General features: G+C 61.0%; 26 protein-coding genes. 10 read left to right on the forward strand and 16 right to left on the reverse strand.

Going from position 1 to position 26,180, the window contains the following annotated elements; translation table 11 throughout:
* Positions 1–43: 43 nt before the first annotated feature.
* Entirely contained in the window at positions 44–802 is a 759-nt protein-coding gene (locus tag JWS10_RS07840; RefSeq protein WP_299475211.1) for a DeoR/GlpR family DNA-binding transcription regulator, read from the forward strand.
* Between the two features lie 16 nt (positions 803–818).
* Here the strand turns inward: JWS10_RS07840 and JWS10_RS07845 are convergent, their stop codons facing one another.
* The 4 genes from JWS10_RS07845 to uraH form a co-directional block, all read right to left on the reverse strand.
* The gene (locus JWS10_RS07845) at positions 819–2,030 is read right to left on the reverse strand and encodes an ABC transporter permease (RefSeq protein WP_299506087.1); all 1,212 of its coding nucleotides are present in this window, start codon (positions 2,028–2,030) and stop codon (positions 819–821) included.
* A 1-nt stretch (position 2,031) separates the two neighbouring features.
* On the reverse strand, positions 2,032–2,763 hold the full coding sequence (locus tag JWS10_RS07850) for an ABC transporter ATP-binding protein (protein ID WP_299506089.1): 732 nt from the start codon (positions 2,761–2,763) through the stop codon (positions 2,032–2,034).
* Complete coding sequence (locus tag JWS10_RS07855; RefSeq protein ID WP_299506091.1) at positions 2,763–4,007, reverse strand: efflux RND transporter periplasmic adaptor subunit; 1,245 nt, start codon at positions 4,005–4,007, stop codon at positions 2,763–2,765. The genes JWS10_RS07850 and JWS10_RS07855 overlap by 1 nt, the downstream gene beginning before the upstream one ends.
* Positions 4,008–4,121: 114 nt before the next feature.
* The gene (gene uraH / locus JWS10_RS07860) at positions 4,122–4,475 is read right to left on the reverse strand and encodes a hydroxyisourate hydrolase (protein WP_299506093.1); all 354 of its coding nucleotides are present in this window, start codon (positions 4,473–4,475) and stop codon (positions 4,122–4,124) included.
* Between the two features lie 150 nt (positions 4,476–4,625).
* Between uraH and puuE the strand changes: the two genes are divergently transcribed.
* From puuE to JWS10_RS07875, 3 genes are all read left to right on the forward strand, one after another.
* The gene (gene puuE / locus JWS10_RS07865) at positions 4,626–6,041 is read left to right on the forward strand and encodes an allantoinase PuuE (protein WP_299506095.1); all 1,416 of its coding nucleotides are present in this window, start codon (positions 4,626–4,628) and stop codon (positions 6,039–6,041) included.
* Positions 6,038–6,880, forward strand: a complete 843-nt coding sequence (locus JWS10_RS07870; protein ID WP_299506097.1) for a bifunctional allantoicase/(S)-ureidoglycine aminohydrolase — start codon at positions 6,038–6,040, stop codon at positions 6,878–6,880. Before puuE ends, JWS10_RS07870 begins: the two co-directional genes overlap by 4 nt.
* 213 nt (positions 6,881–7,093) lie before the next feature.
* Positions 7,094–7,582: an ureidoglycolate lyase gene (locus JWS10_RS07875; protein ID WP_299506099.1), complete on the forward strand. Its 489-nt coding sequence runs from the start codon at positions 7,094–7,096 to the stop codon at positions 7,580–7,582.
* Between the two features lie 80 nt (positions 7,583–7,662).
* On the opposite strand, the gene JWS10_RS07880 is transcribed toward JWS10_RS07875, so the two are convergent.
* Positions 7,663–8,100, reverse strand: a complete 438-nt coding sequence (locus tag JWS10_RS07880) for a GNAT family N-acetyltransferase (RefSeq protein ID WP_299506101.1) — start codon at positions 8,098–8,100, stop codon at positions 7,663–7,665.
* A gap of 66 nt (positions 8,101–8,166) precedes the next feature.
* Between JWS10_RS07880 and JWS10_RS07885 the strand changes: the two genes are divergently transcribed.
* Positions 8,167–9,033, forward strand: coding sequence for an endonuclease/exonuclease/phosphatase family protein (locus tag JWS10_RS07885; RefSeq protein WP_299506103.1), 867 nt, complete (start codon positions 8,167–8,169; stop codon positions 9,031–9,033).
* A gap of 36 nt (positions 9,034–9,069) precedes the next feature.
* Here the strand turns inward: JWS10_RS07885 and JWS10_RS07890 are convergent, their stop codons facing one another.
* Positions 9,070–10,389: an aminotransferase class III-fold pyridoxal phosphate-dependent enzyme gene (locus JWS10_RS07890; protein WP_299506106.1), complete on the reverse strand. Its 1,320-nt coding sequence runs from the start codon at positions 10,387–10,389 to the stop codon at positions 9,070–9,072.
* A complete protein-coding gene (locus tag JWS10_RS07895) occupies positions 10,386–11,402 on the reverse strand; it encodes a phosphotransferase (RefSeq protein WP_299506108.1) in 1,017 nt (338 codons plus the stop codon). Before JWS10_RS07895 ends, JWS10_RS07890 begins: the two co-directional genes overlap by 4 nt.
* 243 nt (positions 11,403–11,645) lie before the next feature.
* Between JWS10_RS07895 and JWS10_RS07900 the strand changes: the two genes are divergently transcribed.
* Positions 11,646–12,371, forward strand: coding sequence for a sirohydrochlorin chelatase (locus tag JWS10_RS07900; protein ID WP_299506110.1), 726 nt, complete (start codon positions 11,646–11,648; stop codon positions 12,369–12,371).
* Between the two features lie 74 nt (positions 12,372–12,445).
* Here the strand turns inward: JWS10_RS07900 and JWS10_RS07905 are convergent, their stop codons facing one another.
* The 7 genes from JWS10_RS07905 to JWS10_RS07935 form a co-directional block, all read right to left on the reverse strand.
* Positions 12,446–13,840: a glutamine synthetase family protein gene (locus tag JWS10_RS07905; protein WP_366943522.1), complete on the reverse strand. Its 1,395-nt coding sequence runs from the start codon at positions 13,838–13,840 to the stop codon at positions 12,446–12,448.
* 19 nt (positions 13,841–13,859) lie between these two features.
* Positions 13,860–15,224 (reverse strand): aspartate aminotransferase family protein, encoded by a 1,365-nt coding sequence (locus tag JWS10_RS07910; RefSeq protein ID WP_299506115.1) that lies wholly within the window; start codon positions 15,222–15,224, stop codon positions 13,860–13,862.
* Between the two features lie 98 nt (positions 15,225–15,322).
* A complete protein-coding gene (locus JWS10_RS07915) occupies positions 15,323–16,891 on the reverse strand; it encodes a 5-guanidino-2-oxopentanoate decarboxylase (protein WP_299506117.1) in 1,569 nt (522 codons plus the stop codon).
* Complete coding sequence (locus JWS10_RS07920; protein ID WP_299506119.1) at positions 16,888–18,075, reverse strand: pyridoxal phosphate-dependent aminotransferase; 1,188 nt, start codon at positions 18,073–18,075, stop codon at positions 16,888–16,890. The genes JWS10_RS07915 and JWS10_RS07920 overlap by 4 nt, the downstream gene beginning before the upstream one ends.
* Positions 18,072–18,719 carry a TetR family transcriptional regulator C-terminal domain-containing protein gene (locus tag JWS10_RS07925; protein WP_299506122.1) on the reverse strand — a complete coding sequence of 216 codons (648 nt, stop codon included), beginning with the start codon at positions 18,717–18,719 and terminating at the stop codon, positions 18,072–18,074. Before JWS10_RS07925 ends, JWS10_RS07920 begins: the two co-directional genes overlap by 4 nt.
* Positions 18,720–19,057: 338 nt before the next feature.
* Positions 19,058–19,945 carry a cation diffusion facilitator family transporter gene (locus JWS10_RS07930; protein WP_299481405.1) on the reverse strand — a complete coding sequence of 296 codons (888 nt, stop codon included), beginning with the start codon at positions 19,943–19,945 and terminating at the stop codon, positions 19,058–19,060.
* A gap of 57 nt (positions 19,946–20,002) precedes the next feature.
* Positions 20,003–20,548, reverse strand: a complete 546-nt coding sequence (locus tag JWS10_RS07935) for an SH3 domain-containing protein (protein ID WP_299506125.1) — start codon at positions 20,546–20,548, stop codon at positions 20,003–20,005.
* Between the two features lie 97 nt (positions 20,549–20,645).
* On the opposite strand from JWS10_RS07935, the gene JWS10_RS07940 reads away from it, so the two are divergent.
* From JWS10_RS07940 to JWS10_RS07955, 4 genes are all read left to right on the forward strand, one after another.
* Positions 20,646–21,632 carry a D-glycerate dehydrogenase gene (locus JWS10_RS07940; protein ID WP_299506128.1) on the forward strand — a complete coding sequence of 329 codons (987 nt, stop codon included), beginning with the start codon at positions 20,646–20,648 and terminating at the stop codon, positions 21,630–21,632.
* Between the two features lie 95 nt (positions 21,633–21,727).
* Positions 21,728–22,399 carry an MIP/aquaporin family protein gene (locus JWS10_RS07945; RefSeq protein ID WP_299506131.1) on the forward strand — a complete coding sequence of 224 codons (672 nt, stop codon included), beginning with the start codon at positions 21,728–21,730 and terminating at the stop codon, positions 22,397–22,399.
* On the forward strand, positions 22,396–22,818 hold the full coding sequence (locus JWS10_RS07950; RefSeq protein ID WP_299506133.1) for an arsenate reductase family protein: 423 nt from the start codon (positions 22,396–22,398) through the stop codon (positions 22,816–22,818). Before JWS10_RS07945 ends, JWS10_RS07950 begins: the two co-directional genes overlap by 4 nt.
* 82 nt (positions 22,819–22,900) lie before the next feature.
* Positions 22,901–23,560 (forward strand): TerC family protein, encoded by a 660-nt coding sequence (locus JWS10_RS07955; protein WP_299473522.1) that lies wholly within the window; start codon positions 22,901–22,903, stop codon positions 23,558–23,560.
* Positions 23,561–23,703: 143 nt separating this feature from the next.
* Here the strand turns inward: JWS10_RS07955 and JWS10_RS07960 are convergent, their stop codons facing one another.
* Complete coding sequence (locus JWS10_RS07960; RefSeq protein ID WP_299506135.1) at positions 23,704–24,945, reverse strand: FAD-dependent oxidoreductase; 1,242 nt, start codon at positions 24,943–24,945, stop codon at positions 23,704–23,706.
* 62 nt (positions 24,946–25,007) lie between these two features.
* A complete protein-coding gene (locus JWS10_RS07965) occupies positions 25,008–26,180 on the reverse strand; it encodes an iron-containing alcohol dehydrogenase (protein WP_299506137.1) in 1,173 nt (390 codons plus the stop codon).

Consider the following 26,180-nt stretch of genomic DNA (forward strand, 5'->3'; position numbering starts at 1 on the left):
AAGATGCGGCTTATCCCGGCGTTACATGCGAAAGGAAGCCGCCTTGGCCTTAAGCTTTCGGCAGACTGAGATTGTCGAAATTGCCCGCGCCGATGGCCGCGTGGTGGTTGAAGATTTGGCGCAACGCTTCGATGTGACCTTGCAGACCATCCGGCGCGATTTGACCGAACTCGCCGATTCTGGCCTGCTCGACCGGGTGCATGGCGGGGCGGTGCCGCGCACGGGCGTGACCAATCTGGGCTATGACGAGCGCCGGGTGATGAACGAGGCCGCGAAGGCTGCGATTGCCAAAGCCTGTGCGGCGGCGATCCCGGATAATTGCTCGATCATCATCAATCTGGGCACCACGACCGAGGCTGTCGCGCGTGAGTTGCTGCAACATCGCAACATCACGGTGATCACCAATAACATGAACGTCGCCAATATCTTAGTGGCCAATCCCAGTTGCGATATCATGGTGGCGGGCGGTGCGTTCCGGCGATCAGACGGCGGTTTGGTGGGCGAATTGACCACGCAATTCTTTGAGCAGTTCAAGGTCGATTACGCGATCATCGGCAGCTCGGCTTTAGACGGCGACGGCGATTTGCTCGACTTCGATCTGGCCGAGGTGCGGGTGTCTAAAACCATCATTCGGCAAGCGCGGCGGGTGTTTCTGGTTTGCGATCATTCCAAACTCGGGCGCTCTGCTCCGGCGCGCTTGGCGTCGTTGAGTGAGATCAGCGAAGTGTTTACCGATCAGCTTTTCCCGGAGGATTTGGCGCAGCGATGCGATGCGTGGGGCACCAAAATCAACTGCTGTTAGGGCCAACCCGCAACACTCACTGGTGCCGCAAAGCCTCAATCGGGTCTAGCCGTGCCGCCCTGCGTGCCGGGAAATAGCCGAACACCACGCCGACCAGCGCCGAAAACCCGAACGCCAGCGCCACCACCGCCCCCGATGGCGCGAACGGGATCGCCATGAAAACCGAGCCGCCATAGGCAAGCGCCAGCCCGACGCCGATGCCAACCGCACCACCTAACAGCGACAGCACCACGGCTTCGACCAAAAACTGCATCAGCACTTGGCCCGCACTCGCCCCCACCGCCAGTCGTATACCGATTTCGCGGGTGCGTTCGGTGACCGACACCAGCATGATGTTCATAATGCCGATGCCGCCGACCAACAGGCTGACCGCCGCCACCGACGACAAAAGCCCGGTCAGCACCGCGTTGACGCCGCCGAGCATATTCGCCAGTTCCTTCATATCGCTGACGCTGAAATTGTCGGTTTGGGTTAGCCCGATCCGCCGCCGCTCGCGCAGAACTTGGCTCACCGCCTTGATACCGTCCTCGGACGACACCGATTTGCGCAGCGCCACCGCGATGGAATCGACGTTGTTATTGCCCTCCAGCCGCCGCTGCACGGTTTTGGCGGGCATCAGCACCAGATCATCCTGATCCTGCCCGAAACTGCCCGCGCCGCGCGCCTGTAACACGCCGATCACCGGGCAGGCGACGTTTTTCACCCGAATGATCTGCCCGATGGGGTCAGAACGATCAAACAGCTTGCTCGCCACAGTTTGCCCGATGACGCAGACCGCCGAACCTGCGGTTTCCTCGTGCGGCTCAAAACTGCGACCCGCTGACAGCGGCCAGTTCTGCACCCGCGTGTAGTCATTATTGGTGCCGTAAACTTGGGTCGCCGCGTTGGCATTGCCGAACACCACGGTCTGACCGGAGCTGACCACCGGGGCGGCATAGCCCACTTCGGGCAATGTCGCCAAAACTTCGGCATCCTTCAAGCTAAAGCGCGGGGCCGCCGCGCCGCCACCGACAGGCGGGCCAAAGCCGCGCGTGCCGGGGCGCACCGTCAGCACATTGGTGCCCAAAGCCGAGACGCTGGCGTTGACTTGCGCCGATGACCCCTGCCCAATCGTCACCATCGCGATCACAGCAGCGACGCCAATCACCACGCCAAGCACGGTCAGAAACGTGCGCAATTTGTTGCGGATGATGGTGGTGAATGCGAGGGTTATGCTTTCCCAAAACATCCTACGCGCTCCGTGAGATTGGCGCAGGCGTGGCCTCATCGCGGCTGAGTTTGCCATCGGTGAACACCAGCAGGCGTTGCGCATAGGCCGCGATGTCTTCCTCATGCGTCACCATCACAATGGTGATGCCGTCGCGGTTAAGCGCCTGCAAAAGCTGCATAATCTCATGGCTGCGGTGGCTGTCGAGGTTGCCCGTCGGCTCGTCGGCGAGGATCACCATCGGATCACTGGCAAGCGCCCGGGCAATCGCCACCCGCTGTTGCTGGCCACCGGAAAGCTGCGAGGGGTCGTGGTTCTCGCGGCCCTCTAGCCCGACCTTTTGCAACGCCAGCCGCGCACGGGCAACACGTTCCGATTTCGCCATGCCTTTGTAGATCAATGGCAATTCGACATTTTCCAGCGCCGATTGTCGGGCGAGCAGGTTGAAACCCTGAAACACAAAGCCCAAGCAATGCCTGCGCAGCAACGCGCGGCGGTCTTGGTCTAAATCCTGCACCTCAACGCCCTGAAACAGATATTTCCCCGCCGAAGGCCGATCCAGACAGCCGATAATGTTCATCGCGGTAGATTTTCCAGACCCAGACGGCCCCATGATGGCGACGAACTCACCGCGCTGGATGGTCATATCAACACCGTCGAGTGCGCGCACTTCCGCCTCGCCCGCACCATAACTGCGATGGATATTGGAGAACTGGATAAGCGGCTGAACGGGGGCCAGACCGGAGCTTTGCATCAGCTGTTTCCGGCGGATTGATCAATGATCACCGCGTCGCCCTCAGCCAGATCGCCGCTCACCACGGTATAGCGGCCATCGCTCGCGCCGATTTCCACAGCGATTTCAACCGGAACCTGCCCGCGCAGCAGCCAGATCGACTTGCCGCTGCCCAAAGCTGGCGTGCCGCGATTACCGCCGCGTGGCATGATCAGCCCGACCAAACCACCCGAGGCACCTCGCTCCTCTGCCGCGCGTGGCGGGGCATAACGCAAAGCCGCATTCGGCACCATCAACGCGCCCGCAACCTGATCAACGGTGATCGCCGCCGTCGCCGTCATGCCGGGACGCAGCAGCCCATCCGGGTTGGCGACGGAAAGCACCGCCTTATAGGTCACCACTTCATTCGTCGCTTCGGGCGCGAAACGCACTTGCGTAATCACCGCCGGAAAGCTGCGGCCCGGATAAGCATCGACGGTAAATTCGCCCGGATCGTTGATTGAGACCTTGCCAATGTCAGCCTCATCAACGTCAACCAACAGCTCCATCCGCTCCAGATCTTCGGCGAGCTTGAACAGGGTTGGGGCCTCAAAATTAGCCGCGACGATCTGCCCAGCCTCGGCAGTGCGATCCAAAACCACGCCGTTGATCGGGCTGCGGATCACCGCTTTGGCAAGGTCCGCACTCGCCAGCGCCAGATTTGCTTGCGCCAAAGTAAGATCGGCGCGGGCGATTTCGACCTGTGCCTGCGCGCGCTGATCCGTCGCCTCAAAACCAACCATATCCTTGCGCGTCGCGACCCCGCGCGAGGCCAATTCTTGCTGCGTCGCCAAATTCGCCGCAGCCTCACGCGCGCTGGCCTCGGCCTGCGTCACCCGAGCTTTTGCTGAAGCAAGTTGCGCGCGTGCGTTATCGACCTGCGCTGAAAGTTTAGTGGCATCCAGCGTCGCGAGCACTTGGCCGACGCTAACCACATCGTTGTAATCGACCATCACCGTCGCCAAAGTGCCCGACAGTTCCGACGACACCAACACTTCCGTGGTCGGCTGCACCGTGCCCGTCGCCGTCACCGTCACCACCAGATCACCCTTGGCAACCGGCTCGGTGGTATAGCGCAGCACCGCAGGCGTGGCGGAAGCTGCGTTATAATACCAGCCAACCGCGCCGCCCAACGCCACCAACAATAGAACCAGCCAAAGCCAACGCCGCCGTTTTGGCCGCGCTGCACCCAACATTCTGGCAATATCTTCGCTGCTTTGCGCCATCTGCCGCCAACTAACCCTTATTCAATCGCCTGAAGCTTATACGCCATCCCGCGCGCATTCCGTCGCCTCACCGCTGAGGGGGTGACGCTATGCCCACCCCGCAAGGCCGCCCGCTTAACTGCCGCGATAGGTCGAATAGGCGAAGGGTGAGATCAGCAACGGCACATGGTAATGCCCCTCGGCATCCGCCACGCCAAACCGGATCGGGATTTCATCCAGAAACAACAAATCGCCCGCCGCCTGACCCGTGGCCATCAGATACTCGCCAGCGCAAAACACCAGCTCATACACCCCCGCCGTCAGCGCCGCCCCCTCCAGCATAGGCGCATCGGTGCGGCCATCGGCATTGGTCACGGTCTCGGCGATCTTAAGATGGCTCATCCCACTGATCCGATAGAGCGTAACCTTCACCCCAGCCGCAGGTTTGCCCTTTGCGGTATCCAGAACATGCGTGGTTAATTTGCCCATATCTGCCGCCCTATATCCGCGCCCAATCGCCACTCTAGCCAGCTTGCCCGCCCGCGTAGCCCGTGCCAAGCCGCAAAACTCCTTTCGTGATTATTTGATAAACCCAGCGTCGTTATTCGATATAGTCTGCGAACAAACGAGGAGAACCCCATGTCCCGCTACCCCCGCGATTTTCGAGGCCACGGCCCAGACGCGCCCGATGCCGCCTGGCCGCAAGGCGCGAAAATCGCCGTATCGCTGGTGCTGAACTACGAGGAGGGCGGCGAAAATAACATCCTGCACGGCGATGCCCAGTGTGAGGCGTTTCTTTCTGACATCGCTGGTGCCGCACCTTGGCCGGGTCAGCGCCATTGGAACATGGAGTCGATCTACGATTATGGCGCGCGCGCGGGCTTCTGGCGGCTGCACCGGTTGTTCACCGGCATGGGCCTGCCAGTGACAATTTTCGGCGTCGCCACCGCTTTGGCGCGTAACCCCGAGCAAGTCGCCGCAATGAAATCCGCAGGCTGGGAAATCGCCAGCCACGGCCTGAAATGGGTCGATCACCGTGACATGCCCATCGAGGAAGAACGCGCCCAGATCGCCGAGGCCATCCGCCTGCACACCGAAGTCGTAGGTGCGCCGCCGCGTGGTTGGTATACTGGTCGCTGTTCGGTCAACACGATTGATCTCACCGCTGAAACCGGCCAGTTCGACTGGATTTCCGACACCTACGACGACGATCTGCCTCATTGGCGCGAGGTAGGCGAGCGCGACCAACTGGTGATCCCCTACACGCTCGAAGCCAACGATATGCGCTTCGCCACAGCGCCGGGATACATCGAAGGCCAGCAGTTTTTCCAATACCTCAAAGACAGCTTCGACGTGCTTTATGCCGAGGGTCAGGCGGGCCACGCCAAGATGTTTTCCATTGGCCTGCACTGTCGCCTGATCGGTCGCCCCGGCAAAATCGCCGGGCTAAAGCGGTTCCTAGAATATGCAAAATCGCACAAAGACGTGTGGTTTCCCAAGCGCATCGAAATCGCCGAGCATTGGGCAAAAACGCATCCGCACAAGCGGTTTGAGCGGCCTTCACAAATGGCGCGCGAACGCTTCGTCACCCGCTTTGGCAGCATTTTCGAACATTCACCTTGGATTGCCGACCGCGCCTTCGATCTGGAACTCGGGCCTGCGCATGACAGCGCCGCAGGCATACATAACGCCTTGGCGCGGATGTTTCGCTCGGCCACTCCCTCCGAGCGCATGGATGTTTTGAAAGCCCACCCCGACCTTGCAGGCAAACTCGCTGCAGCCAAAGCCCTGACGCCGGAGTCCACATTCGAGCAATCTGCGGCGGCACTAGACGCCCTTACCGACGACGAGCGCAGCCAGTTTGAAAGCCTGAACACCGCCTATGTCGCCAAACACGGCTTCCCCTTCATCATCGCCGTGCGCGACAACACCAAAGCGAGCATCCTCGCAGCCTTTGCAGTACGCACTGCCGAAGATACCGCCACCGAATTTATCACCGCCTGCCAACAAGTTGAGCGTATCGCCGAACTGCGGCTAAAGGATATCCTGCCATGACCAGCTATTACGCCCCGCCCGGCGGCCTGCCCGCGCAAACCACATTGATGACCGGGCGCGCGGTCTTCACCAACGCCTATGCCTTCATCCCAAAGGGCTGTTTTTCCGACATTCTAACCAGTTGCCTGCCGGGTTGGCGGCACACCAAACTCTGGCTGATCGCGCGGCCAATGTCGGGCTTTTCCGAAACCTTCAGCCAATATGTGATGGAAGTGGCCCCCGGCGGCGGCTCCGATGCGCCTGACCCTGAAACCGGCGCAGAACACTTCCTGTTCGTCACCGGCGGCCTGATCACTCTGACCATCGACGGCATGGGATACGAGCTAGACGCAGGCGGCTACGCGTTCATCCCGCCGGGTGCGAAATGGCGGTTGCTCGCCGAAGGCAACGCCCCAGCCCGCTTCCACTGGATACGCAAACTCTATGAACCCGCCCCCGGCGTGGAAATTCCCCCGGCCTTCGTGATCAACGAAAAAGACGTCGCCCTCAGCCTGATGCCCGACACCAATGGCGTCTGGGGCACCACGCGTTTCGTCGATCCAACCGACGTGCGCTACGACGCCCATGTCAACATCGTCACCTTCCAACCCGGCGGCGTGATCCCGTTTGAGGAAACTCATGTGATGGAGCACGGCCTCTATGTGCTTGAAGGCAAAGCCGTTTACAAACTGAACCAAGATTGGGTCGAGGTTGAAGCCGGCGATTTCATGTGGCTGCGCGCCTACTGCCCACAAGCCTGTTACGCAGCCGGCCCCGGCCCATTCCGCTATCTGCTTTATAAAGACGTAAACCGCCACGCCAACCTGCGCGGCCCCGGCGGCTATCGCCCAACCCGCTAAACCTACTTAAAACTTATCTAGAACTTGCTTCTTCTTGGCGAAAATACTCCACCCGGGTCTGGGGGTGTGAGACCCCCAGTTCGCCATCGACCAAAGCTCAGCACCCCGTAAGTTGCTAAAACTTATCTAAAATTGTCATCCTCTCTGCCCAACTATCCCACGGGGGTCCGGGGGTGTGAAACCCCCGGCTCAACATCAGCCCAAAGGACCACCATGCGTCAAATCCATCCCGAACCCCTAACTTCCGAAGCCTTCGCCCCCTTCGGCGACGTCGTAGAGGCAACCGGAGATTTCCGCCTGATCAACGACGGCCAATGCCAGCGCCACCACGACCGCGCCCACCTAGATTTCGCGCCCGAAACCGACCCGCAAAACCGCCCCGGCCTCTCGATCTTCAACGCCACACCGCGCGCCTTGCCCTACACGTTCGACCTGATCGAGCGTCACCCCGAAGGCTCCCAAGCCTTCATCCCGATGACGCAAAACCCGTTCCTCGTGATCGTAGCTTCCAGCCCCAGCGAGAAACCCCGCGCCTTCCTTACCAACGGCGCGCAAGCCATCAACCTGCACCGCGGCACCTGGCACGGCGTGCTTACCCCGCTGCAAGCCCCCGGCCTGTTCGCCGTAATCGACCGCATAGGCACCTCGGCCAACCTAGAAGAATACCGCTACCCGCAGCCATGGGTGGTGCAACAAGGTTAACGCCCTGTCACAATCTGAGCAAATCAGAGTTAATTTCCTGTCACAGTGTTTAACAAACCGTCACAGTCCTCAATAAAGCCTTACAGCTTAATATCATAAGTCACCCATTTCGCCTTCTCGGCCACCCGATCATACAGCCCGCGCGCCCGGTAGTTATCTTCGGCCGTAATCCAGCGGATCAACGTCCAACCGCGCTTGCGCCCCACATCCGCGACGCCCTGCACCAAAGCCTCCGCTGCCCCGGTCCCGCGCGCTTCTGGCCCAACAAACAGATCATCGAGGAACCCGCCGACACTCGCCGACAACGGCCGCGCGAAGCTGCGAAAATGCGCGATCCCCACCACCACGCCGCCGACTTCCGCCACCAGCCCCTCGGCGCCATGGTCCGCATCCATCAGCCAGCCCCACACCGTTTGCCGCATCGCATCGGTCTGCGCCACGCCGTAAAACGCCGCATAACCTGCGTAAAGCTGCGCCCAAACCGCGCGATCCGCCTCGGCCACTGCGCGAATATCCATGCCATTCTCCTTCACCTAACGCCGCCGAGCCTAGCCAACCCGACGAACCGCCGCTAGTCTCGCCCGATGAAATTACTCAGCTATAACATCCAATACGGCTTTGGCAGCGATGGCCAATATGACCTCGCCCGCGCCGCCCGCGTGATCGACGGCGCCGACATTATCGCTCTGCAAGAGGTTGAACGCCATTGGTCGCGCAGCAATCACGACGACCAGCCTGCCATCCTCGAACAGCTTCTGCCGCACTACTATACCGCCTACGGCCCCGCCTTTGACATGGACGCCTCCACTACCGATGGCACCCAAGTGATCAATCGCCGCCGGCAGTTCGGCACCATGATCCTTTCGCGCTGGCCGATCTTGTGGAGCCGTTTGCACCTGCTGCCGATGCGCCGGATGCTGACCCCGCTCAACACCCAAAACCCGGCGTTGGAGGCGCTGATCGTCACCCCGCTCGGCCCGATCCGCGTGCTGTCCATCCACCTCGCGCATGTCGGTGTTGACGAACGCCTCGCCCAAATAGACCATCTTTTGCACCTTCACCACGATACCGCCCGCAGCGGTGGCCCGTGGAGCGGCAGCGATGATGAGCCTTCCCGCAACTGGACCGAGAACCAACCCGAGCCGCCGTGCCCGCAAACCGCGATCTGGATGGGCGATTTCAACTGCGAACCCGGCAGCGTCGAACATGCCCGGATCAGCGGCCAAACCCCCTATCACCCGGGCGCTCTGTATGCGGGCGGGCTGACCAATGCCGTCGCGCATTTGGGCCAAACCCTTCACACGCATGAGAAAATTATCGCTGGAGAGACGCGCTTGCGGCAGTTGGACCATTGCTTTGTGACGGGCGATTTAGCCCCGCATCTGCACCGCGCGTGGACCGATAACGCCGAGATCGCCTCAGATCATCACCCGCTTTGGGTCGAGTTGTAGGCCCAGGTTTCATCGCACCAAGACAGCAAAAGCAGCCTAGACTCGCGCCAAAACCCCCTCGAACGCCGCTAAAAACGTATCGACATTGGCCTTTGAAAACACCAAGGGCGGCCTGATTTTCAGAACATTTGAGCGTGGCCCGGTGGCCGAGATCAGCACCCGCGCCTCGCGCAGCCCGTTCACGATCTTCGCGGTTTTCGCAGCATCGGCGTCCAAAGGCCCACCCGAAATGATTTCTTGCCCGAGAAATAACCCCGCTGCCCGCAATGGCCCGAGGCAATCAAATTGCCCAGCCAACCCTCGCAATCCATCCGCGAAATAACCGCCAACCACTCGCGCATTTTCTTGCAAACCCTCGGCCTCAATCACCTCCAGCACCGCCATCGCGGTTGCCGCAGCCACAGCATTGCCGCCGAAGGTATTGAAATAGCGGGCTTTTGCGCCAAACGCTGCGATCACTTCGGGCCGCATCACCAGCCCTGCCACAGGATAGCCGTTGCCCATCGGCTTGCCGAGGCTCACCAAATCCGGTACGACCCCGTGCCGCTGGAACCCCCACATCGTATCGCCGCAACGGCCAAAACCCGGCTGCACTTCGTCGGCGATAAACACCCCACCAGCGGCGCGAATTGCCGCCACGGCAGGCGCCAAAAACCCCGCTGGACCCTCAAAAACTCCATCCGACGAGAAAATTGTATCGACAATCAGCCCGGCAGGTTTGATGCCATGCCGCAGCATATCGTCAATCGCGGCTTGCACTTCCGCCGCAAAAGCAGCACCCAAATCGCCCGCCATTCTCAGCGGATCGGGGGCGCGGACGGTGCGCACATGCTCGCCCAAAGCCACGCCGTCACCCAAGCTCGGCGACATGCCCGCCATCGCGTAAGTCACGCCGTGATAAGCATTTTCCGTCACGATAAACCCGGTGCCGCCAGTATGCGCGCGGGCAATCCGAAACGCCAGATCGTTCGCCTCAGACCCGGTGCAGGTGAACATCACATGGCTTAATTCGGTGGGAAAAGTCGCGAGCAACCGCTCGGCATAATCCAATACCACTTCGTGTAAATAGCGGGTATGGCTCGATAAAATCGCCGCTTGCTTTGCGGTCGCGGCGACGACTGCCGGGTGACAATGGCCCACCGAAGCCACATTATTATATGTATCTAAATAAGCGTTGCCGTCGCCATCATACAGCCAAACGCCCTCACCACGCACCAAATGCACCGGAGTTTCATAAAATAAGCGGTAGGCTGGCCCCAAGGCTTTTGCCCTGCGCGCCACCAAAGCCTGATCGGCATCCGACAAATCGCCCTTGCCCGGCACGTAGGCGTTCACCATGGTTCCGTCGTTTTTCATAATGTCTCCAAGGTGTTAAGCAGGGTAGGGCTCGGGATGGTTGCCAGCGCGGTTAAGCCTTGCCGCGCGGTCGCGACATTGCGTAGGATATAGGGCGCGTTCTCCGGGTAGCGGGCGGCGCGGGCCGAGGCGATGGTGATCGTCGTCAGCATCCGCGTCGCCACCAAGTCAGGGAACAGCAACGCCTCTGGCTTGGTAAGCGGCAAGATCGCATGATAAGCGCGGGCGAAATGGAGCAGGCTTTCCAGCGGGCGGGCGGGGTCGATGCAATAAGACGCCGCAATCGCCGCGTCGCAAATCAACGGCGTATGCACCATATCGCCAAAATCGAGAACGCCCGCGATAACATCAGAATTATCAGGCGATACCAGCACGTTATGCGGGTTCAGGTCATTATGGACGACTTGCCAGCGCAGGCTTTGCAGTTCGGGCGCAATCGCGTCAAAACGGTCTAAAGTTGCCCTCGCCAGCGCCTGCAAATCATCGGGAACCGTCGCAAGCATTGGCCGCAAAGCACTGGCCTGCTTGATATCCCATTGCAGCACATAGCCCGCTGCCGGATGCGTAAAGCCTTGTAAAGACAGCGTTAATCGTGCCGCCATCGTGGCCATTGCGCGGGCTTGCGTCGGGGTCCGTGGCGTCAAGTGCTGCGGGGTGCCTTCGAGGTAGGTCAGCAGCCGCAGGGTGCCGTGCAGTGTGAAAACCTCGGTCGCGCCGGTGGTGGTGCGGATCACTTTTGGCACGGGGAGGCCGGAGGTTTCGAGGCGCAGCAGCGCCTTGGTTTGCAGATCGGTGACTTGGGCAGGCTCGGCGGGGTTGGCGAGTTTCAAGACATAGCTTTGCTGCGCAGTTGAGATGCGGATGTTCAGATCGCGCTCGGACGTCAGCCGTTTGAGCGCGCCCGTGATGCCGAAATGCTGGCGCGCAAGGCTCAACGCCTCGGCATCGGTAAGCACAGGAGGGGCAGAGGACAGCACCTCGCCCAAGCGCGTATCTGTCCGCATATCAGTCATCGAAATCCCGGTTTTGATCGGTCGTATCAGGCATTCAAGGTGGCGGAGTGTCAAGTGCGGCGGTGGGGTTTTGATGGGGCAAGCAGGTGGCGGAAGATTAACAAAGTCTAAATGAGGCATAGATAAGCCATTGAAATCATATGAAGCCCGACCTTGTCCACGCATGGACGCGGCCCTATGTCCGGCCAAAGCCCTTGCCCTGCGCTGACCTTGCTCTAGTCTATCCGCAACAAAGGAAGCCCGATGTCCGCCGCCTTGCCCCCCGTCATTATAGTAGCCCATGGCCAACCCTCAGACCCCGCTCCGGCAGCGGCGGAACTGGCTGGCTTGGCCGCCAAAGTCGAAGCGCATTTACCTGGACAAATCGTAGCCTCCGCCACCCTCGCCGAACCCGAGGCGCTAGGGCGGGTGGTGACGAAGCTGGGGCAGGGCGGCCTGCTGTATCCGCTGTTCATGGCGGGTGGCTGGTTCACCCGCACCCATCTCCCCGCCCGCCTGCAAACTGTGGGGGCGGTCGGCTGGCAGGTGTTGGAGCCGTTGGGCTGCGATCCCGCCTTGCATGAATTGGCCGTCAAAGTTGCCGCCGAGGCGCTAGAAACACGGAAAGGCCCGATCCTGCTGGCCGCGCATGGCTCGTTCAAAAGCCCGGTTCCGTCTGACATAGCCCGCCACGTCGCCGCCAAAATCCGCGACGAGCTGGGCTGCGACGTCAGGGTCGGCTTCATCGACCAATCGCCTCAACTGGCAGAGATCACAAACCTCGGCCCCGACGCAATTTGCCTGCCGTTCTTCGCCGCAGCCGGAGGCCACGTCACCACCGATATCCCCGCCGCCTTGGCGCGATCAGGTTTCAGCGGAACCTTGCTGCCCGCGCTCGGCCTGCGCCCAGAGATCCCGGCGCTGATCGCCCAAGCTATCCGCGCGGCGCATCCGGTTTGCGTGCGGGAATGTCGGTTCCGGCAAAGCTAGGGCCGCGCGGACGCAAAGCGGAGGATGCCTCCGGCGGGGATATTTGAGCAGAGAGGATGACCTTAAGCGGGACGCTATACCGTATGCAGATACAGGTCGAAATCCACCTCTGACACCGTCCGCATCACCCGCGCGTATTCTGCGGCTTTGATCGCGGTGAAGGTGCGGTGCATGTCTTCACCTAGGGCGGCTTTCAGGAAGTCCGACGCCTTCGCGGCCTCAATCGCTGATCTCCAATCGACCGGGATCGGTGGCGCATCGGAAGTATCCGTATAACCGTTGCCAGTGGTTTCCGGCCCCGGGTCCATCTTGTTGCTCATGCCGTGGCGCACTCCGGCCAGCACGGTTGCGGCAACTAAGTAGGCGTTGGCATCGACGCCTGCGGGGCGATGCTCAACGCGGCGGGCGCGGATATCGCCTGCAGGGATGCGCAGGGCGACGGAGCGGTTGTTGACGCCCCACGTCGGGCTGACGGGCGCGTAGGAGTTGGAGGCAAAGCGCCGCCATGAATTTGCGTGCGGTGCGAAGATCAACATCGACTCGGCCATTGTGGCGCGCAGGCCGCCGATGGCGTGCAGGATGGCGTCGTTGTATTGGCCCTCCACCGCCTCAATGAAGATGTTTTTGCCCGCATCATTCAGCATTGAGACGTGGAAATGCATCCCCGAACCGGCGTAATCTTCGTTCGGTTTCGCCATGAAACAAGCGGTCACACCGTGTTGGCGGGCGTGGTAGCGCACCATGCGTTTCAGCCGCACCAGATCATCCGCCGCCTGCATCACATCTTCGCGGTAGTGCAGCGTCAGCTCATATTGGCCGGGGGCAAATTCGGAAATCAGGGTTTCGGCTTTGATGCCAGCTTTGGCGGCGTCGGCGTAGACATCGTTAAACAGCGGTAACATGCCGTGCAACTGATCGACCGAATAGACGTCAGTTTTGGAGTTGCGGCGACCGTCGAGCACATCACGGGCGGGGACCATTTTGCCATCGGGGCCACGCTCATTGGCCAGCAGAAAGAACTCCAACTCGAACGCGCCTGCGGGGTGCAGACCCTCGGCGGCCAAGGCATCGACTTGGCGTTGCAGAGCGTGGCGGGGGTCAGAGCTCATCGGCGAGCCGTCGAGGTTATAGACGCACATCAGCACTTCGCCGCGCGGCGGTTTGCTGGCGTGGATCGGGCGTAGCGTGCCGGGCAACGGCCAAGCGCGACGGTCGCCGTCGCCTTGATCCCAAATCAGCCCGGTCTCATGCACATCCTCGCCGCAGATATCCAAACCTAAGATTGAGATCGGCAGATGCCGACCGGATTTGAACATGCTCAGCAGCTCATGCCGCCGAATAATCTTGCCACGACCGATACCGTTGGCATCATGCAGCACGATATCAAAGGCTTCGATTTCGGGGTGGGCGCCGAGGAAGGCTTCGGCCTCAGTTACGGTAGAGCCAGAGGGGCTGGTGGTGTTGGTCACGGAATCAGGCATGGCTCTCTCAAAACAATTCGGACAGGGTTTCGTCAAAGGCGGCGATCAGGCGATCGACTTGGCGCTTCTTGGTGGCGGGGCTGATCAGCATCATATTGTGGAACGGCGCGATCAGGCAGCCGCGGTTGAGCAGAGCGACATGCAGCGCGGATTCGACGCTTGGTTGGTGGGCGAGGGCGGCTTCGGAGCCATTGTGCAGCGGGCCGGGGGCGCAGATAAACTCCACCCGCGCACCAACGCGGACGACATGCCATGGCGCGTTATGGCGGGCGATGGATTTGCCAAGACCCTGCGCCAAGCGTTGCGCGAGCGTCTCCATATGAGCGTAGTTTTTCGCGGTCATCACGTCGGCGAGGGTGGCTTTCAGGCAGGCGAATTGCATCGGATTGGCCGAAAGCGTGGTGCCCATGCCGGAATGACCCGGCGCGCGGGCCGAATTCGCAGCATCATAGCGCGCAGCGGTTTCCGGGGTCAGACCCCAGACGGCGGTGGGCATCCCGCCTGCCACGCATTTGCCGACGACAAACATATCAGGCGCAAGGCCGTGCACGCCGGTATAGCCGCCAAGCCCGGTGGAGATCGTATGCGTCTCATCCATGATCAACAGCGCGCCGTATTTCAGCGACAGCGTCCGCAGCCCGTCGTGAAAGCCGGGGTCGGGGAGGACCATGCAGGAGTTGGTCATCACAGGCTCGGTCAGGATGGCGGCCACGTCACCTTTGGCGAGTGCGGCCTCAACGGCGCTCAAGTCATTGAACTCGCAGGCTATAGCACCGAGGGTCAGGTCGGCTATTTGCCCCAGCAAGCCTTCGCGGTTTTGCGTAATGCCACCCGAAAGCTCCACCATCACATCATCAACGGTGCCGTGATAACAGCCGTTGAACACCAATATCTTCGCGCGGCCAGTAATCGCGCGGGCGACGCGGATGGCGAAACGGTTGGCATCGGTGGCGGTGGTGGCGATCTGCCAGCGGAAATCGCCGAAGCGTTTGGTCAGCAGGCGGCCCGCCTCTAATGCATCTTCCGAGGGCAGCATATAGGTCAGCCCGCGCGAGGCTTGGCGGCGGATGGCTTTGGCGACGGGCGCAGGCGAGTGGCCGAACATGCTGCCGGTATCGCCGAGACAGAAATCGTCGATCTCGTAACCGTCAATATCGGTGATCCGTGCGCCTTTGGCGGATGCGATCAACGGCAGATGCGGCATCGGCCAGTCTTTCATCCAATGCAGCGGCACGCCGTCAAGGAACACATCTGATCCCGCATCCAGCGCCGCGCGGGCTTTCGGGCGGCCTTGTGCAAAGCGTTTCGCCTCTCGCGCGCGCAGCTTTTCGAGGCGTTCGGGGCGGATACCCGCGATAAGAGTTTCGGACATGGGCGGCACCTTTTGTGGCTTGCGACCTTATGCCAAGAAATTTGATCAAAAGAAAGGGGCGCGACCGTCGCGCGCCCCATTTGGAATTGATGCTGAAATTACAGTGCCACGCGGACTTCGATCATCCTTGGGCCGTTGTGCGGTTGGATCAATGCGGCGTGCAGTTCTTCGGGATCTAGTGCCACGCTGGCGAAGGGCAGATCGCAGGCGGCGGCGAACGGCTCCATATTCAGCGGGCTTGGCGTGCAGCCGATCACTTCGGTGTTGGCACCGCGCATCGCATCGGCGATCTCGCCAAATGCTGCGTTGTTCCAGACGACATAGGTGATCGGTAGGCGTTCATCGACCGCCGTGCGCAACTCACCGGGGCTGAACTGCAAGCCGCCATCACCGATCAGGCAGATCACCTGCTCCCCGGGGGCCGCCAAAGCCGCACCTACCGCCGCACCGGGACCGAAGCCCAAAGCGCCAAATCCCGTGGCCGCGTTGAAAAAGCCGCCGGCGCGGTCGTGGTCGTAATAAAGGTTCGCCGCATAGACCGCCTGCGTGCTGTCACCGACGATCAGCGCGCCGGGCATGGCAGAGCGGATGGTTTCCACCATCTCCAACCGCCCCGGCATCAGCACATCCAACTCGCCCAGTTCCGCCCGCGCAGCTTTCCGAGCGTTCGATGCCAGCGCCGCACCGTCCGCCTGCTTCACCGCAACCAGCGGAAGCAACGCGGCCATCACCGCCCCCGCATCGCCATGCAGCGCAACCCCAGCCTTGTGCCGCGCCAGTTGCTTTGAGCAGATATCCACCCGGATCATCCCCGACACATCCGGGAAATTGCCGCGCACATACATGTCGTAATCGGTCGGGCCAAACTCGGTGCCAATCGCCAGCACCTGATCCGCCTGCGCAATCAACGCGCGGGGTGCATCCAGCGAAGGCGAGGCGGGCACCACCAGCGGATGCGCATACATCATGCCGCGCGCGTTCACCGTCTGGATCACTGGAGCATCGAGCTTTTCGGCCAACGCCTGTAACGCGGCCTCTTGCCCGCGCGCACCGCCACCCGCCAAGATCACCACCGATTTCGCCGCATTCAGCTTTGCCACCGCCGCCGTCAGATCGGGCAGCGACGCGACGGGCAACGGAGCGGGGGCAGCCAAAGCATCACATTCCAGCGGCATCACGTCGGTTGGCACTTCGATATGCACCGGGCCGGGACGCCCGGTTGCCATCGTCGCAAACGCCCAATCCAAAACCTCACCCACCTCGGACGCATCCTTGATTTGCCGTGTCGGGCACAAAGGCCGCACCATCGCCGCCTGATCGGGCAGTTCGTGCAGCATCCCCAGACCCAAGCCCAGTGAATCCCGCCGGTTGACACCCGAGATCACCAGCATCGGCACCGAATCCGCTGCAGCTTGCCCCATCGCGGTCAACGCGTTCAAAATCCCCGGCCCGGTGATCACCAAAGCCACCCCCGGCTTGCCCGACACCCGCGCATAGCCGTCGGCCATGAAGGCGCAGCCCTGCTCGTGCCGCGCCGTGACATGGCGTATCGGCGAGCCCGACAGCCCGCGATACATCTCAACCGTGTGCACGCCGGGGATGCCGAAAATCACCTCAACTCCGCGCGCCGCCAGACCTTCAACCAGACGTTCGCCAACCGTTTTCATGCCGTTATTCCCTGTTTGCGCGCGGTAAAGCGGATGATGCGATCGCAAGCCTCGGCGATCTGGCTGTCATCTTGCGTCAGGCTGACCCTGATCCAACCCGCCAGTGCCGCGCCGAAACTTTCGCCCGGCATCACCGCGACCTTTTCCTCGGCCAGCAGCGCGCCTGCAAAAGCCTCACCACTTAACTGCGTCACGTTCACGTCGATCACGGTGAACATGCCCGCGTCCGGGCGATGCACCCGCAGGCCATGCACGCCGTTCAACCGTTGATAAATCATCCCCGCGCGACGGGCAAAGCGCTCCGCCATGCCGCGCGCCACTTCTGAAGTTTGCGACACCGCCATCGCGGTCATATCGGCGATGAACGGTTGGTTGCCGAACAGCATGGTTTCCGAGACGGGCAACAGGCGGGCCGAAAACTCCTCTGGCCCAACGCACCAACCTGACCTAAACCCCGGCGCTGCGTGAGATTTTGAGATTGAGGCTGCGACCACCACCCGATCCGCCAGATCTGCATTGTCGAAGGGTGAGGCGAATTGACCGCCCTGGAACACCAGTTCTTCATAAACTTCGTCGCTGACGATCCACAGATCATGCTGTTTCGCCAAATCGCCAAGTGCGGCGATATCTTCGGTGGTCAGGATTGCCCCGGTCGGATTGTGCGGCGTGTTCAAAAACAGCACCCGGCTTTGCGGCGTGATCAGGGCGGCGACATCTTCGGCCTGCATCCGAAAGCCGTTTTCGGCCCGCAGCGGCACCCGCACAACAGTAGCCCCGGTTGAGGCGATCAGCCCTTCGTAGGTCGCATAAAGCGGATCGCCGACCAGCACTTCATCGCCGGGGCCGGTCAGGGTGAGCAGCACGGTGTAAAGTGCCGTTTGCGTGCCGGGCAGGCAAGCGATCTGCTCGGTAGAGATCGGCCGCCCGGTGCGGACCGTATAGCGCGCCGCCAAGGCTTCGAGCAACGCGAGTTCGCCACGCCCGTTGGAATAGCCCAAACGCCCGGCCCGCATTGACCGCTGCGCTTCGGCAATCAATGCTGCTGGAGTGGCTACATCAGGCTCGCCAATCGTTAGCTGAATAACCGGGATGCCTGCGGCTTGCATGGCTTTGGCGCGCGCATGCACCTCCCATTTCGCCCCACCCAAATGGGCAAGACGTTCTGTGATGGCTGCGTATCTCATGGGATATTCCGATCTGGCTTGTAGGCGGAAGTTAGGTCAACATTCAGGATAGAGCCTGTCGCGGAAAGTGCGATGGCAATGATTTCGCCGACGGCGAAGGCTTCGGCCAAGATGGAACCTTCCATCCAAAGCCCGTCAATTACGCCGTTGCAAGCAATAGCCTCTGTGCGCAACTGCGCATCCGAAGCGACGCGGGGCAGGGCGGCAATCAGCCCTTGTAGCATGTCGCGAAAATCCAAATACATCGCGGTATGCACCGCGCGCATCGAGGCATCGCGGCGCACATCATGCAGAAAAGCCGCCCATAAGCCAAGCGCCACCGGGTCTGCGACCGGAGCACTGACCGAGGCCGCCACAAAGCTCGCCAGCCGCGCTACCGGATCATCCGGCGCATCCAGCAGCACCGCCGCACTGTCCGACGTCATCCGTTGCATCAGGCGGCGATAAGCCACGCGAGTCAGTTCTTCCTTCGAGGTGAAATAATGCCGGATCAAGCCCGGGGTCACCCCGGCGCGGTCGGCGATAGCACGCACGGTCGCCGCGTGCAGTCCGCCTTCGGCAACCAGATCAAGCGCCGCTGCGATCAGATCCTCGCGGCGGCGTTCCTCAGTTTCCCGACGATAAGGGCGGCGGTGATCCGGCATGTCGGCTTTCTTGTTATACGGCTGTGTAATTCGTTTTAATATGAAGCGGAGTATCGGAGGTTGCAAGCCGTGCGGGCCAGCTGAAACGGTGGAGCCCACAAAGCTGCCGCAAACGCCTAGGGTGACCTTAAGGTAAGCCTAGTGGAAGTAGGCCGGGTCACAAAGCCGTCAATAGCCACAACGGCGTCGCTTTTGGCGCAAACCGAGATAAAATCTTTGCGTCGCCTGCGGTTATAAATTGGGCTGCACGTTGGCCAAGCCGGTTGCTTGCGGCCAATGCGTGCCGCGAAGGTTGATACTGGGGCAGGTTAGACAACGGTCTGCAAGCTGCGCCAAACTCAGCGTTCGTCTTTCGTGACGTCCTTGTGGATGATCACATCGGTCTGCGGATAAGCCTCTAAAATCGCCCGCCGCAGGCTTGCACCAATCGCATGAGCCTCATGCAGCGACTGGCTGCCATCAAGCTCTATGTGCAGGTTGACGAAGACCCTGCTGCCAGCGGTGCGGGTTTTCAGGTCGTGGTAGCCATGCACGCCCGGCCATTCCGCCGCGATCTTTGCGATGCCGTCCACAATCGTAGGATCCGCCGTCCGGTCCATCAGCGCGTCAAACGCGCCCTTGCCGATGCGCGCAGCCCCGATCACCAACACGCCCGCAGCGCCCAGAGCCACCACCGAGTCGATGCTGCCCAGACCGAAACTATGCGATGCCCATAATGAGACAAAGGCGCCGATGTTGGGCAGCAAATCCCCCATGTAATGCAGCCGATCCGCCGCCACCACGCGACTGCCAGTGCGCTTGGCGACGCGGCCCTGCCACCACACCAGCCCCAGCGTCAGCACCACGGACACGCCCATCACGGCCATTCCCGGCCCCTCACGCTCCAAATGCCCATCGCCCGGCGTCAGCAGTCGCGTCACCGCCGCCCAAGTGATCACCCCCGCCGAGACCAGCACGAAAAACGCCTGCCCCAACGCCGCCAGATCTTCAGCCGAGCTATGGCCAAAGGCGTGATCCTCATCGGCGGGTTTGGCTGCATAAATCAGCGCCGCCATCGCGCCCAGCGACACCATCAGATCAATCGCGCTATCGGCCAGCGATGCCGCAACCGCCAGCGACCCTGTCGCGCCAAACGCCCAAAGCTTCAGCGCCACCATCACCCCGGCAATCGCCACCGACGCGAGGCTCGCCGAGATGTTCAGCCTCATATTATCGGGTGCGCTCATCTGATCCTCGCTGATGTTGGCCCGCGCCTTAACGCCGCTGCAACGCCCCCGCAAGCGCTAGTCGATAATTTCGCCCGGATCGACGCCCCATAAAGCCGATTTCAGAATCCAGCCCTTTTCACCGCCCGCATTCACCCGGCACCAGTCTGCACTACACTCCAACAGCTTGCCGATCACCCCGACCTCGGCCTGAAACGACACCCGCGAGGCTCCATCCGGGTTGTCGCGAAACTCCGCCATATCCTGCGTGATCAGCACCGAACGCGAGCCTGACAGCAGGTTAAACTGCATCCAGCCGCCCATGCCCTGATAATCTTCAACCCGCCGCCAGCGATCATATTCCGCCGTAATCCGCAACGGCATCCCTGCGGTGGTGAACACCCAGTCGATCCGGTGCGTCATCCCCGGACCGCGCCGCACATTACCCTCTCGCCCCTTCAGGCTGACGTAACGCGGCAGCGGCAGGTTGGTCACCGGCCCCTTATTCGGATCGCGCGGGGTTTTGCTATCGACCGCAGGCGCTATCGGCAATTCTTCTTGCGCCTGTGCCGAACCGGCCAGCAAAGCCGCCGCCATCCCCGCCAAAAACTGCTTCCTGTTCATCCCACCGCGCCCCATGACATACGGGGGCTTGTGCGTCGCCCCGCTTGAGGCCACCTTGCCACTCAATACGCTGATTTGGAAGTGCAGGGAGGCCTCCATGCCCGCAACACGCCTAAACGTTGTCGTGACGCGACGTTTGCCGGAGTCTGTTGAGACTCGTATGAAGGAATTGTTCGACGTAGATCTGCGCGACCCTGACACTCCGATGAGCCGGGATGAGCTTGCGAGCGCGCTGCGCCGTTGCGATGTGCTGGTGCCGACGATCACCGATCAGATTGATGCGGCGCTGATCGGGCAGGCAGGCGACAAGCTGAAACTGATCGCCAATTATGGCTCGGGCGTTGATCATATCGACGTCGCCACCGCCCGGCAACGCGGGATTTTGGTCTCAAACACCCCCGGTACAGTGACCGAAGATACCGCCGACATGACGCTTGCGCTGATGCTGTCTGTCACCCGCCGCATCCCGCAGGGGCTGGCGACGATGCAGGCGGGCGGCTGGCAAGGTTGGTCGCCGATGGCCAATCTAGGCGGACGTTTGGGCGGTCGCCGCTTGGGCATCCTCGGTATGGGCCGCATCGGACAAGCCGTCGCCGGCCGCGCCCGCGCCTTTGGGCTGCAAGTGCATTACCACAACCGCAAACGTGTGCGGCCAGAGGTGGAGGCCGAACTAGAGGCGACCTATTGGGAAAGCCTCGATCAAATGATCGCCCGGATGGATATCATCTCGGTGAACTGCCCGCATACGCCGTCAACCTTCCACCTGCTGAACGCGCGTCGGCTGAAACTGGTGAAGCCAACGGCGGTGATCATCAACACCTCCCGCGGCGAGGTGATCGACGAAAACGCCCTCGCGCGGGGGCTAAAGGCAGGCGAGATCGGCGGCGCGGGCCTCGACGTCTATGAACACGGCACCGAGATCAACCCAACCTTACGCGACCATCCCAGCGTCGTGCTGCTGCCGCATATGGGTTCCGCCACCATTGAGGGCCGGATAGAGATGGGCGAAAAGGTCATCATCAACATTAAGACGTTTGCAGATGGACATAGGCCACCGGATTTGGTCGTGCCGGGGATGTTGTAGAAAGCCGACGCGCGGCTTTACAATTCCGTTACAAACTTCGGCCATTGCATCGTCACACTTGTCGGCTCTTGAGCCAATTGTCCGAGGTGCCGTTGATGCTTTCGCCAGATTTACCGCGCCGCCTTGCTGCAGAGTTTCTCGGCACAGCTACCCTTGTCTGCACCGTTATCGGATCGGGCATCATGGCCGATACGCTCTCTGCGGACGACGCGGTTTCGCTTGTGGGTAATACTTTGGCCACTGGCGCGATGTTGTTCGTGCTGATTTCGCTGCTTGGCCCGATTTCAGGCGCGCATTTCAACCCTGCCGTCAGTATGGTCTTCGCGCTGTTGCGACAAATCTCACCGACCACTGCGCTCGGATACATGATGGCTCAAATTGCGGGTGGCCTTGTCGGAGCCTTCGCCGCCCATGCGATGTTCGATCTGCCGATTTTTGAAGTCTCAACCAAGATCAGACAAGGCACTGGGCAATCCTTTTCAGAACTGGTGGCAACCTTCGGTTTGATCGTCACCATACTCGGAGGCTTAAGCGCCCGCCCGCAGGCCGTTCCTGCCTTGGTGGCGCTTTACATCACCTCGGCCTATTGGTTCACCGCATCGACCTCGTTCGCCAACCCCGCAGTCACCATCGCCCGCGCTTTCACCAATACGTTTGCTGGTATTCGGCCCCAGGATGTGCCGATCTTTATTGTGGCAGAACTTATCGGTGCGGGCCTTGCAGTCTTGCTGGCGGGTTGGCTATTTTCAGCAAAGGAAACCGCATGAGCATTGTCATCCATCACAATCCTGACTGCGGCACATCGCGCAATGTGCTGGACATCATCCGCAAATCCGGCACGGAGCCGGTGGTGATCGAGTATATGCAAACCGGCTGGACCCGCCAGCAGCTTTTGGCGCTGTTTGCCGCAGCCGATCTGACGCCGCGCCAAGCTTTGCGCACCAGCAAATCCCCGGCCGCCGAACTTGGCCTGATGGATGAAAGTGTCAGTGAGGAGGCTATCTTGGCGGCCATGCTGCTGCACCCGGTTTTGGTCAATCGCCCCTTGGTCTGTTCACCGAAAGGCACGCGGCTGTGTCGCCCGTCAGAGCTGGTTCTGGACCTGCTGGAACGGCTTCCGCCCGGCCCGCTTTACAAAGAAGATGGCGAAATGATTTTGAATGAACGCGGCGAACGTGTCGGATAGAGCAAAAAATGCTATCACCGCATTGAAAGCGTTGCCCCAAGCCCTTACTTAGCCCGCAACAACAACACCAACCGGGACGGTCATGGAAATTTTCACTTATCCGGGCTTTATCGCCCTGCTACAGGTCATGGGGATTGACCTTGTTTTGGCTGGCGACAATGCCATCGTGATCGGTCTCGCCGCTGCGGGCTTGCCAAAAGATCAACGTAACAAGGCGATTTTGGTTGGTATTATTGCCGCCACCGTGATGCGGATCGGCTTCGCTCTGATTACCACGCATTTGCTGGCGATTGTTGGTTTGCTGCTGGCGGGCGGTATTTTGCTCCTCTGGGTGTGCTGGAAAATGTGGCGTGAGCTGCGCCAAGGCCACGGCAATGACAACATGGCCGAGGAATCACTGACCGACAGCGATTTGAACGCGGATGGCAACGTTGCCTCCGGTGCTCCGCCGAAAACCTTCGCGCAGGCCGCTTGGCAGATCGTTATCGCCGATATTTCGATGAGCCTTGATAACGTGCTCGCCGTTGCCGGGGCCGCCAAGGATCATCCTACCGTATTGATCATCGGCCTTGTGATGTCGATCGCGCTGATGGGTCTTGCCGCGACGTTCATCGCGCGTCTGTTGAACAAGCATCGCTGGATTGCCTATGTCGGCCTCGCGATCATCGTCTATGTGGCGCTGAAAATGATGTGGGAAGGCTGGCACGAAGTGCAGCCGTTCGTTTCGACCTACTTCAACTAAGCCAACAGCTTTTCTGCAAAGCCGCCTCCTTACCGGGGCGGCTTTTTGCGAGGCGAATACGCTGAAGTGTTAACGCTTCCTTAAGTGGAGCTTGTAACCCATTGATATTGTTCAACTGGAAGACTGCCCACGCGTGGCGCCCCTCAAAACCGTCCCGGCAGATAGGGCGTCAAATCCAACTCCGCTGGCCTACCCGCCACCAAATCCGCCACCAATCTCGCCGTGATCGGGGCCAGAGTGAGGCCGATATGCCCATGCCCGTAAGCATGGATAATATCCGCCCCCGAACCGCTTGGCCCGATCACCGGAACCGACTCCGGCATGGATGGGCGGAACCCCATCCACTCCCGATCAGGCTCGCCCAGATCAGGAAAGATCGCCCGCGCGCCCTCAACTAGTTTTTTGATCCGATGCGGCGAGGCCAAAGCCGTCAGCCCGCCCAGTTCCACTGTTCCCGCGACCCGAAGACGGCCACTCATCGGGCACAGATAGAACCCGCGTGAGGTCGGACACGCAGGCCGGGTCAGCCGGGGTGCCGCCATGTCCCACTCGACATGATAGCCCCGCTCCGTATCCAGCGGCACCTTATCCCCGGCCTGCAACGCCAGTGCTTTTGAATGCGCCCCCGCCGCGATGATCACCTTTCGCGCCCGCAGCCGCAGGTTCGGCCCCTCCACCACGATGCCATCAAACTGCCGCATCAAACTGCGCGCCTCACCCCGCACAAACTCGGCCCGCTTGCCAACATGCGCCGCGAGAGTCTGCATCATCAACCCCGGATCAGACAGAAACACCGCCCTCGGAAAGAACGCAGCGCCACCTTCGACCGCAGGCAAACCCGGCTCCATCAGCGCAAGGGCCTGCGGTGAGATCAGTTCCACCGTGATGCCATGCGTGCGCCGAAACGCCATGTCAGCCTCGGCGGCTTTGAACGCAGCGGCGGTCTCATAAAGATACAAACACCCCTTATGCTGCATGATCGCAGCCCCACCGATCCGGTCGGCCAGCGCGAGCCAACTGGGGCAAGCATCCGCCACCAACGCCGCAATCGCCGCCGCATTTCGACGGGTCGCTGTGGGCAAGGATTGCAGCGCGAACCGCGCGAGCCACGGCATGAGTGAGGGCAGGGCTGCGCGGCGAATGGCGAGTGGGGAGTTTTTATCCAGCAACAACGACGGCAGGTTGCGCAGAACGTCCGGGCTGCCGACCGGCATCATCGCGTAATCAGCGATGGTTCCAGCGTTGCCATAGCTTGCGCCCATGCCGGGCTGACCTGGATCGACCAGCATCACCTCACGACCCTCCGCCGTCAGAGCCTCTGCAATGGCCAGACCGACAACTCCAGCCCCAAGGATGGCGATTTCGGTGGAGAGGTGCTGGGTCATATTTGCGTCCGTAGTGAAGCGGCGGTTGATGCGGTTATCGCCATAAACCGCCGCTTTTCAAGTTACATGCAGGCTTCAAACAGCGCACGGGTGTTCTCGGCCGTCATCACCACCGGGTTACCGCCACAGGACGGGTCTTCCAACGCCATCTCGGTCAGCAGGTCGAGATCGGGGTTGGTGACGCCAAGCGCGGTGAGGTTTTCCGGGATGTTCAGCGTTTTGCGCAGATCCATCACGGCGGCGCGGAAGCCGTCGAAACCGCCCTTGATGCCGAGATAAGCCGCAGCGGCGTTGATGCGATCTTCAATCGCGGCGCGGTTCATATCCAGCACCATCGGCATGACCACGGCGTTGGTGGTGCCGTGGTGCGTGCCGTAAAGCGCGCCGATCGGGTGGGATAGCGAGTGGATCGCGCCGAGACCCTTTTGGAACGCGGTAGCCCCCATGGCCGCCGCCGACATCATATGGGCGCGGGCGTCGAGATCGTTCGGGTTGGCGTAGACTTTCGGCAGATTTTCAAACACCAGCCGCATACCTTCCAAGGCGATGCCTTGGCTCATCGGGTGGTAGAACGGGGACGAATACGCCTCCAGACAGTGCGCAAGGGCGTCCATACCGGTGCCTGCGGTGATGAATTTCGGCATCCCGACGGTCAGGGCCGGATCGCATATGGTGACGACTGGCAGCAGTTTCGGGTGGAAGATGATCTTCTTCTTATGCGTCACCGAGTTGGTTAAAACGCCCGCGCGACCGACCTCGGAACCGGTGCCAGCGGTGGTTGGCACGGCGATGATTGGCGCGATTTTGCCCGCATCGGCGCGGGTGTACCAATCGTCGATGTCTTCCAAATCCCAAACGCTGAGATCTTTGCGCTGATGTGCCATCAGGGCGATTATTTTGCCGAGGTCGAGGGCAGAGCCGCCGCCAAAGCAGATCACGCCGTCATGTCCACCTGCGAGATAGACGGCGATGCCATCGGCCATGTTGGTTTCATTCGGGTTCGGGTCAACTTCCGAAAATACCGCTGTGCCAAGGCCATGTGCCTTCAGGATCGCCAGTGCCTCGGCGGTGATCGGCAGCGAGGCGAGCGCCTTGTCGGTCACGAACAGCGGCTTTTTCACGCCAGCGGCCGCGCAATGCTCGGCCAGTTCGGAAATCCGGCCGACGCCGAATTTGATTGCCGTGGGGTAGGACCAGTTCCGGTTGGGAACGCTATGGGATTGCACAGAAGTCAT

The sequence above is a fragment of the Cypionkella sp. genome (genome assembly GCF_028290025.1).
In the GTDB taxonomy this organism is placed as follows: domain Bacteria; phylum Pseudomonadota; class Alphaproteobacteria; order Rhodobacterales; family Rhodobacteraceae; genus Cypionkella.

What these genes read in the sequence shown, in the direction of transcription:
- JWS10_RS07845 (WP_299506087.1), bottom strand. Translation starts at nt 2,030, where the DNA reads ATGTTTTGGGAAAGCATAACCCTCGCATTCACCACCATCATCCGCAAC.
- JWS10_RS07850 (WP_299506089.1), bottom strand. Translation starts at nt 2,763, where the DNA reads ATGCAAAGCTCCGGTCTGGCCCCCGTTCAGCCGCTTATCCAGTTCTCC.
- JWS10_RS07855 (WP_299506091.1), bottom strand. Translation starts at nt 4,007, where the DNA reads ATGGCGCAAAGCAGCGAAGATATTGCCAGAATGTTGGGTGCAGCGCGG.
- uraH (WP_299506093.1), bottom strand. Translation starts at nt 4,475, where the DNA reads ATGGGCAAATTAACCACGCATGTTCTGGATACCGCAAAGGGCAAACCT.
- puuE (WP_299506095.1), top strand. Translation starts at nt 4,626, where the DNA reads ATGTCCCGCTACCCCCGCGATTTTCGAGGCCACGGCCCAGACGCGCCC.
- JWS10_RS07870 (WP_299506097.1), top strand. Translation starts at nt 6,038, where the DNA reads ATGACCAGCTATTACGCCCCGCCCGGCGGCCTGCCCGCGCAAACCACA.
- JWS10_RS07875 (WP_299506099.1), top strand. Translation starts at nt 7,094, where the DNA reads ATGCGTCAAATCCATCCCGAACCCCTAACTTCCGAAGCCTTCGCCCCC.
- JWS10_RS07880 (WP_299506101.1), bottom strand. Translation starts at nt 8,100, where the DNA reads ATGGATATTCGCGCAGTGGCCGAGGCGGATCGCGCGGTTTGGGCGCAG.
- JWS10_RS07885 (WP_299506103.1), top strand. Translation starts at nt 8,167, where the DNA reads ATGAAATTACTCAGCTATAACATCCAATACGGCTTTGGCAGCGATGGC.
- JWS10_RS07890 (WP_299506106.1), bottom strand. Translation starts at nt 10,389, where the DNA reads ATGAAAAACGACGGAACCATGGTGAACGCCTACGTGCCGGGCAAGGGC.
- JWS10_RS07895 (WP_299506108.1), bottom strand. Translation starts at nt 11,402, where the DNA reads ATGACTGATATGCGGACAGATACGCGCTTGGGCGAGGTGCTGTCCTCT.
- JWS10_RS07900 (WP_299506110.1), top strand. Translation starts at nt 11,646, where the DNA reads ATGTCCGCCGCCTTGCCCCCCGTCATTATAGTAGCCCATGGCCAACCC.
- JWS10_RS07910 (WP_299506115.1), bottom strand. Translation starts at nt 15,224, where the DNA reads ATGTCCGAAACTCTTATCGCGGGTATCCGCCCCGAACGCCTCGAAAAG.
- JWS10_RS07915 (WP_299506117.1), bottom strand. Translation starts at nt 16,891, where the DNA reads ATGAAAACGGTTGGCGAACGTCTGGTTGAAGGTCTGGCGGCGCGCGGA.
- JWS10_RS07920 (WP_299506119.1), bottom strand. Translation starts at nt 18,075, where the DNA reads ATGAGATACGCAGCCATCACAGAACGTCTTGCCCATTTGGGTGGGGCG.
- JWS10_RS07925 (WP_299506122.1), bottom strand. Translation starts at nt 18,719, where the DNA reads ATGCCGGATCACCGCCGCCCTTATCGTCGGGAAACTGAGGAACGCCGC.
- JWS10_RS07930 (WP_299481405.1), bottom strand. Translation starts at nt 19,945, where the DNA reads ATGAGCGCACCCGATAATATGAGGCTGAACATCTCGGCGAGCCTCGCG.
- JWS10_RS07935 (WP_299506125.1), bottom strand. Translation starts at nt 20,548, where the DNA reads ATGAACAGGAAGCAGTTTTTGGCGGGGATGGCGGCGGCTTTGCTGGCC.
- JWS10_RS07940 (WP_299506128.1), top strand. Translation starts at nt 20,646, where the DNA reads ATGCCCGCAACACGCCTAAACGTTGTCGTGACGCGACGTTTGCCGGAG.
- JWS10_RS07945 (WP_299506131.1), top strand. Translation starts at nt 21,728, where the DNA reads ATGCTTTCGCCAGATTTACCGCGCCGCCTTGCTGCAGAGTTTCTCGGC.
- JWS10_RS07950 (WP_299506133.1), top strand. Translation starts at nt 22,396, where the DNA reads ATGAGCATTGTCATCCATCACAATCCTGACTGCGGCACATCGCGCAAT.
- JWS10_RS07955 (WP_299473522.1), top strand. Translation starts at nt 22,901, where the DNA reads ATGGAAATTTTCACTTATCCGGGCTTTATCGCCCTGCTACAGGTCATG.
- JWS10_RS07960 (WP_299506135.1), bottom strand. Translation starts at nt 24,945, where the DNA reads ATGACCCAGCACCTCTCCACCGAAATCGCCATCCTTGGGGCTGGAGTT.
- JWS10_RS07965 (WP_299506137.1), bottom strand. Translation starts at nt 26,180, where the DNA reads ATGACTTCTGTGCAATCCCATAGCGTTCCCAACCGGAACTGGTCCTAC.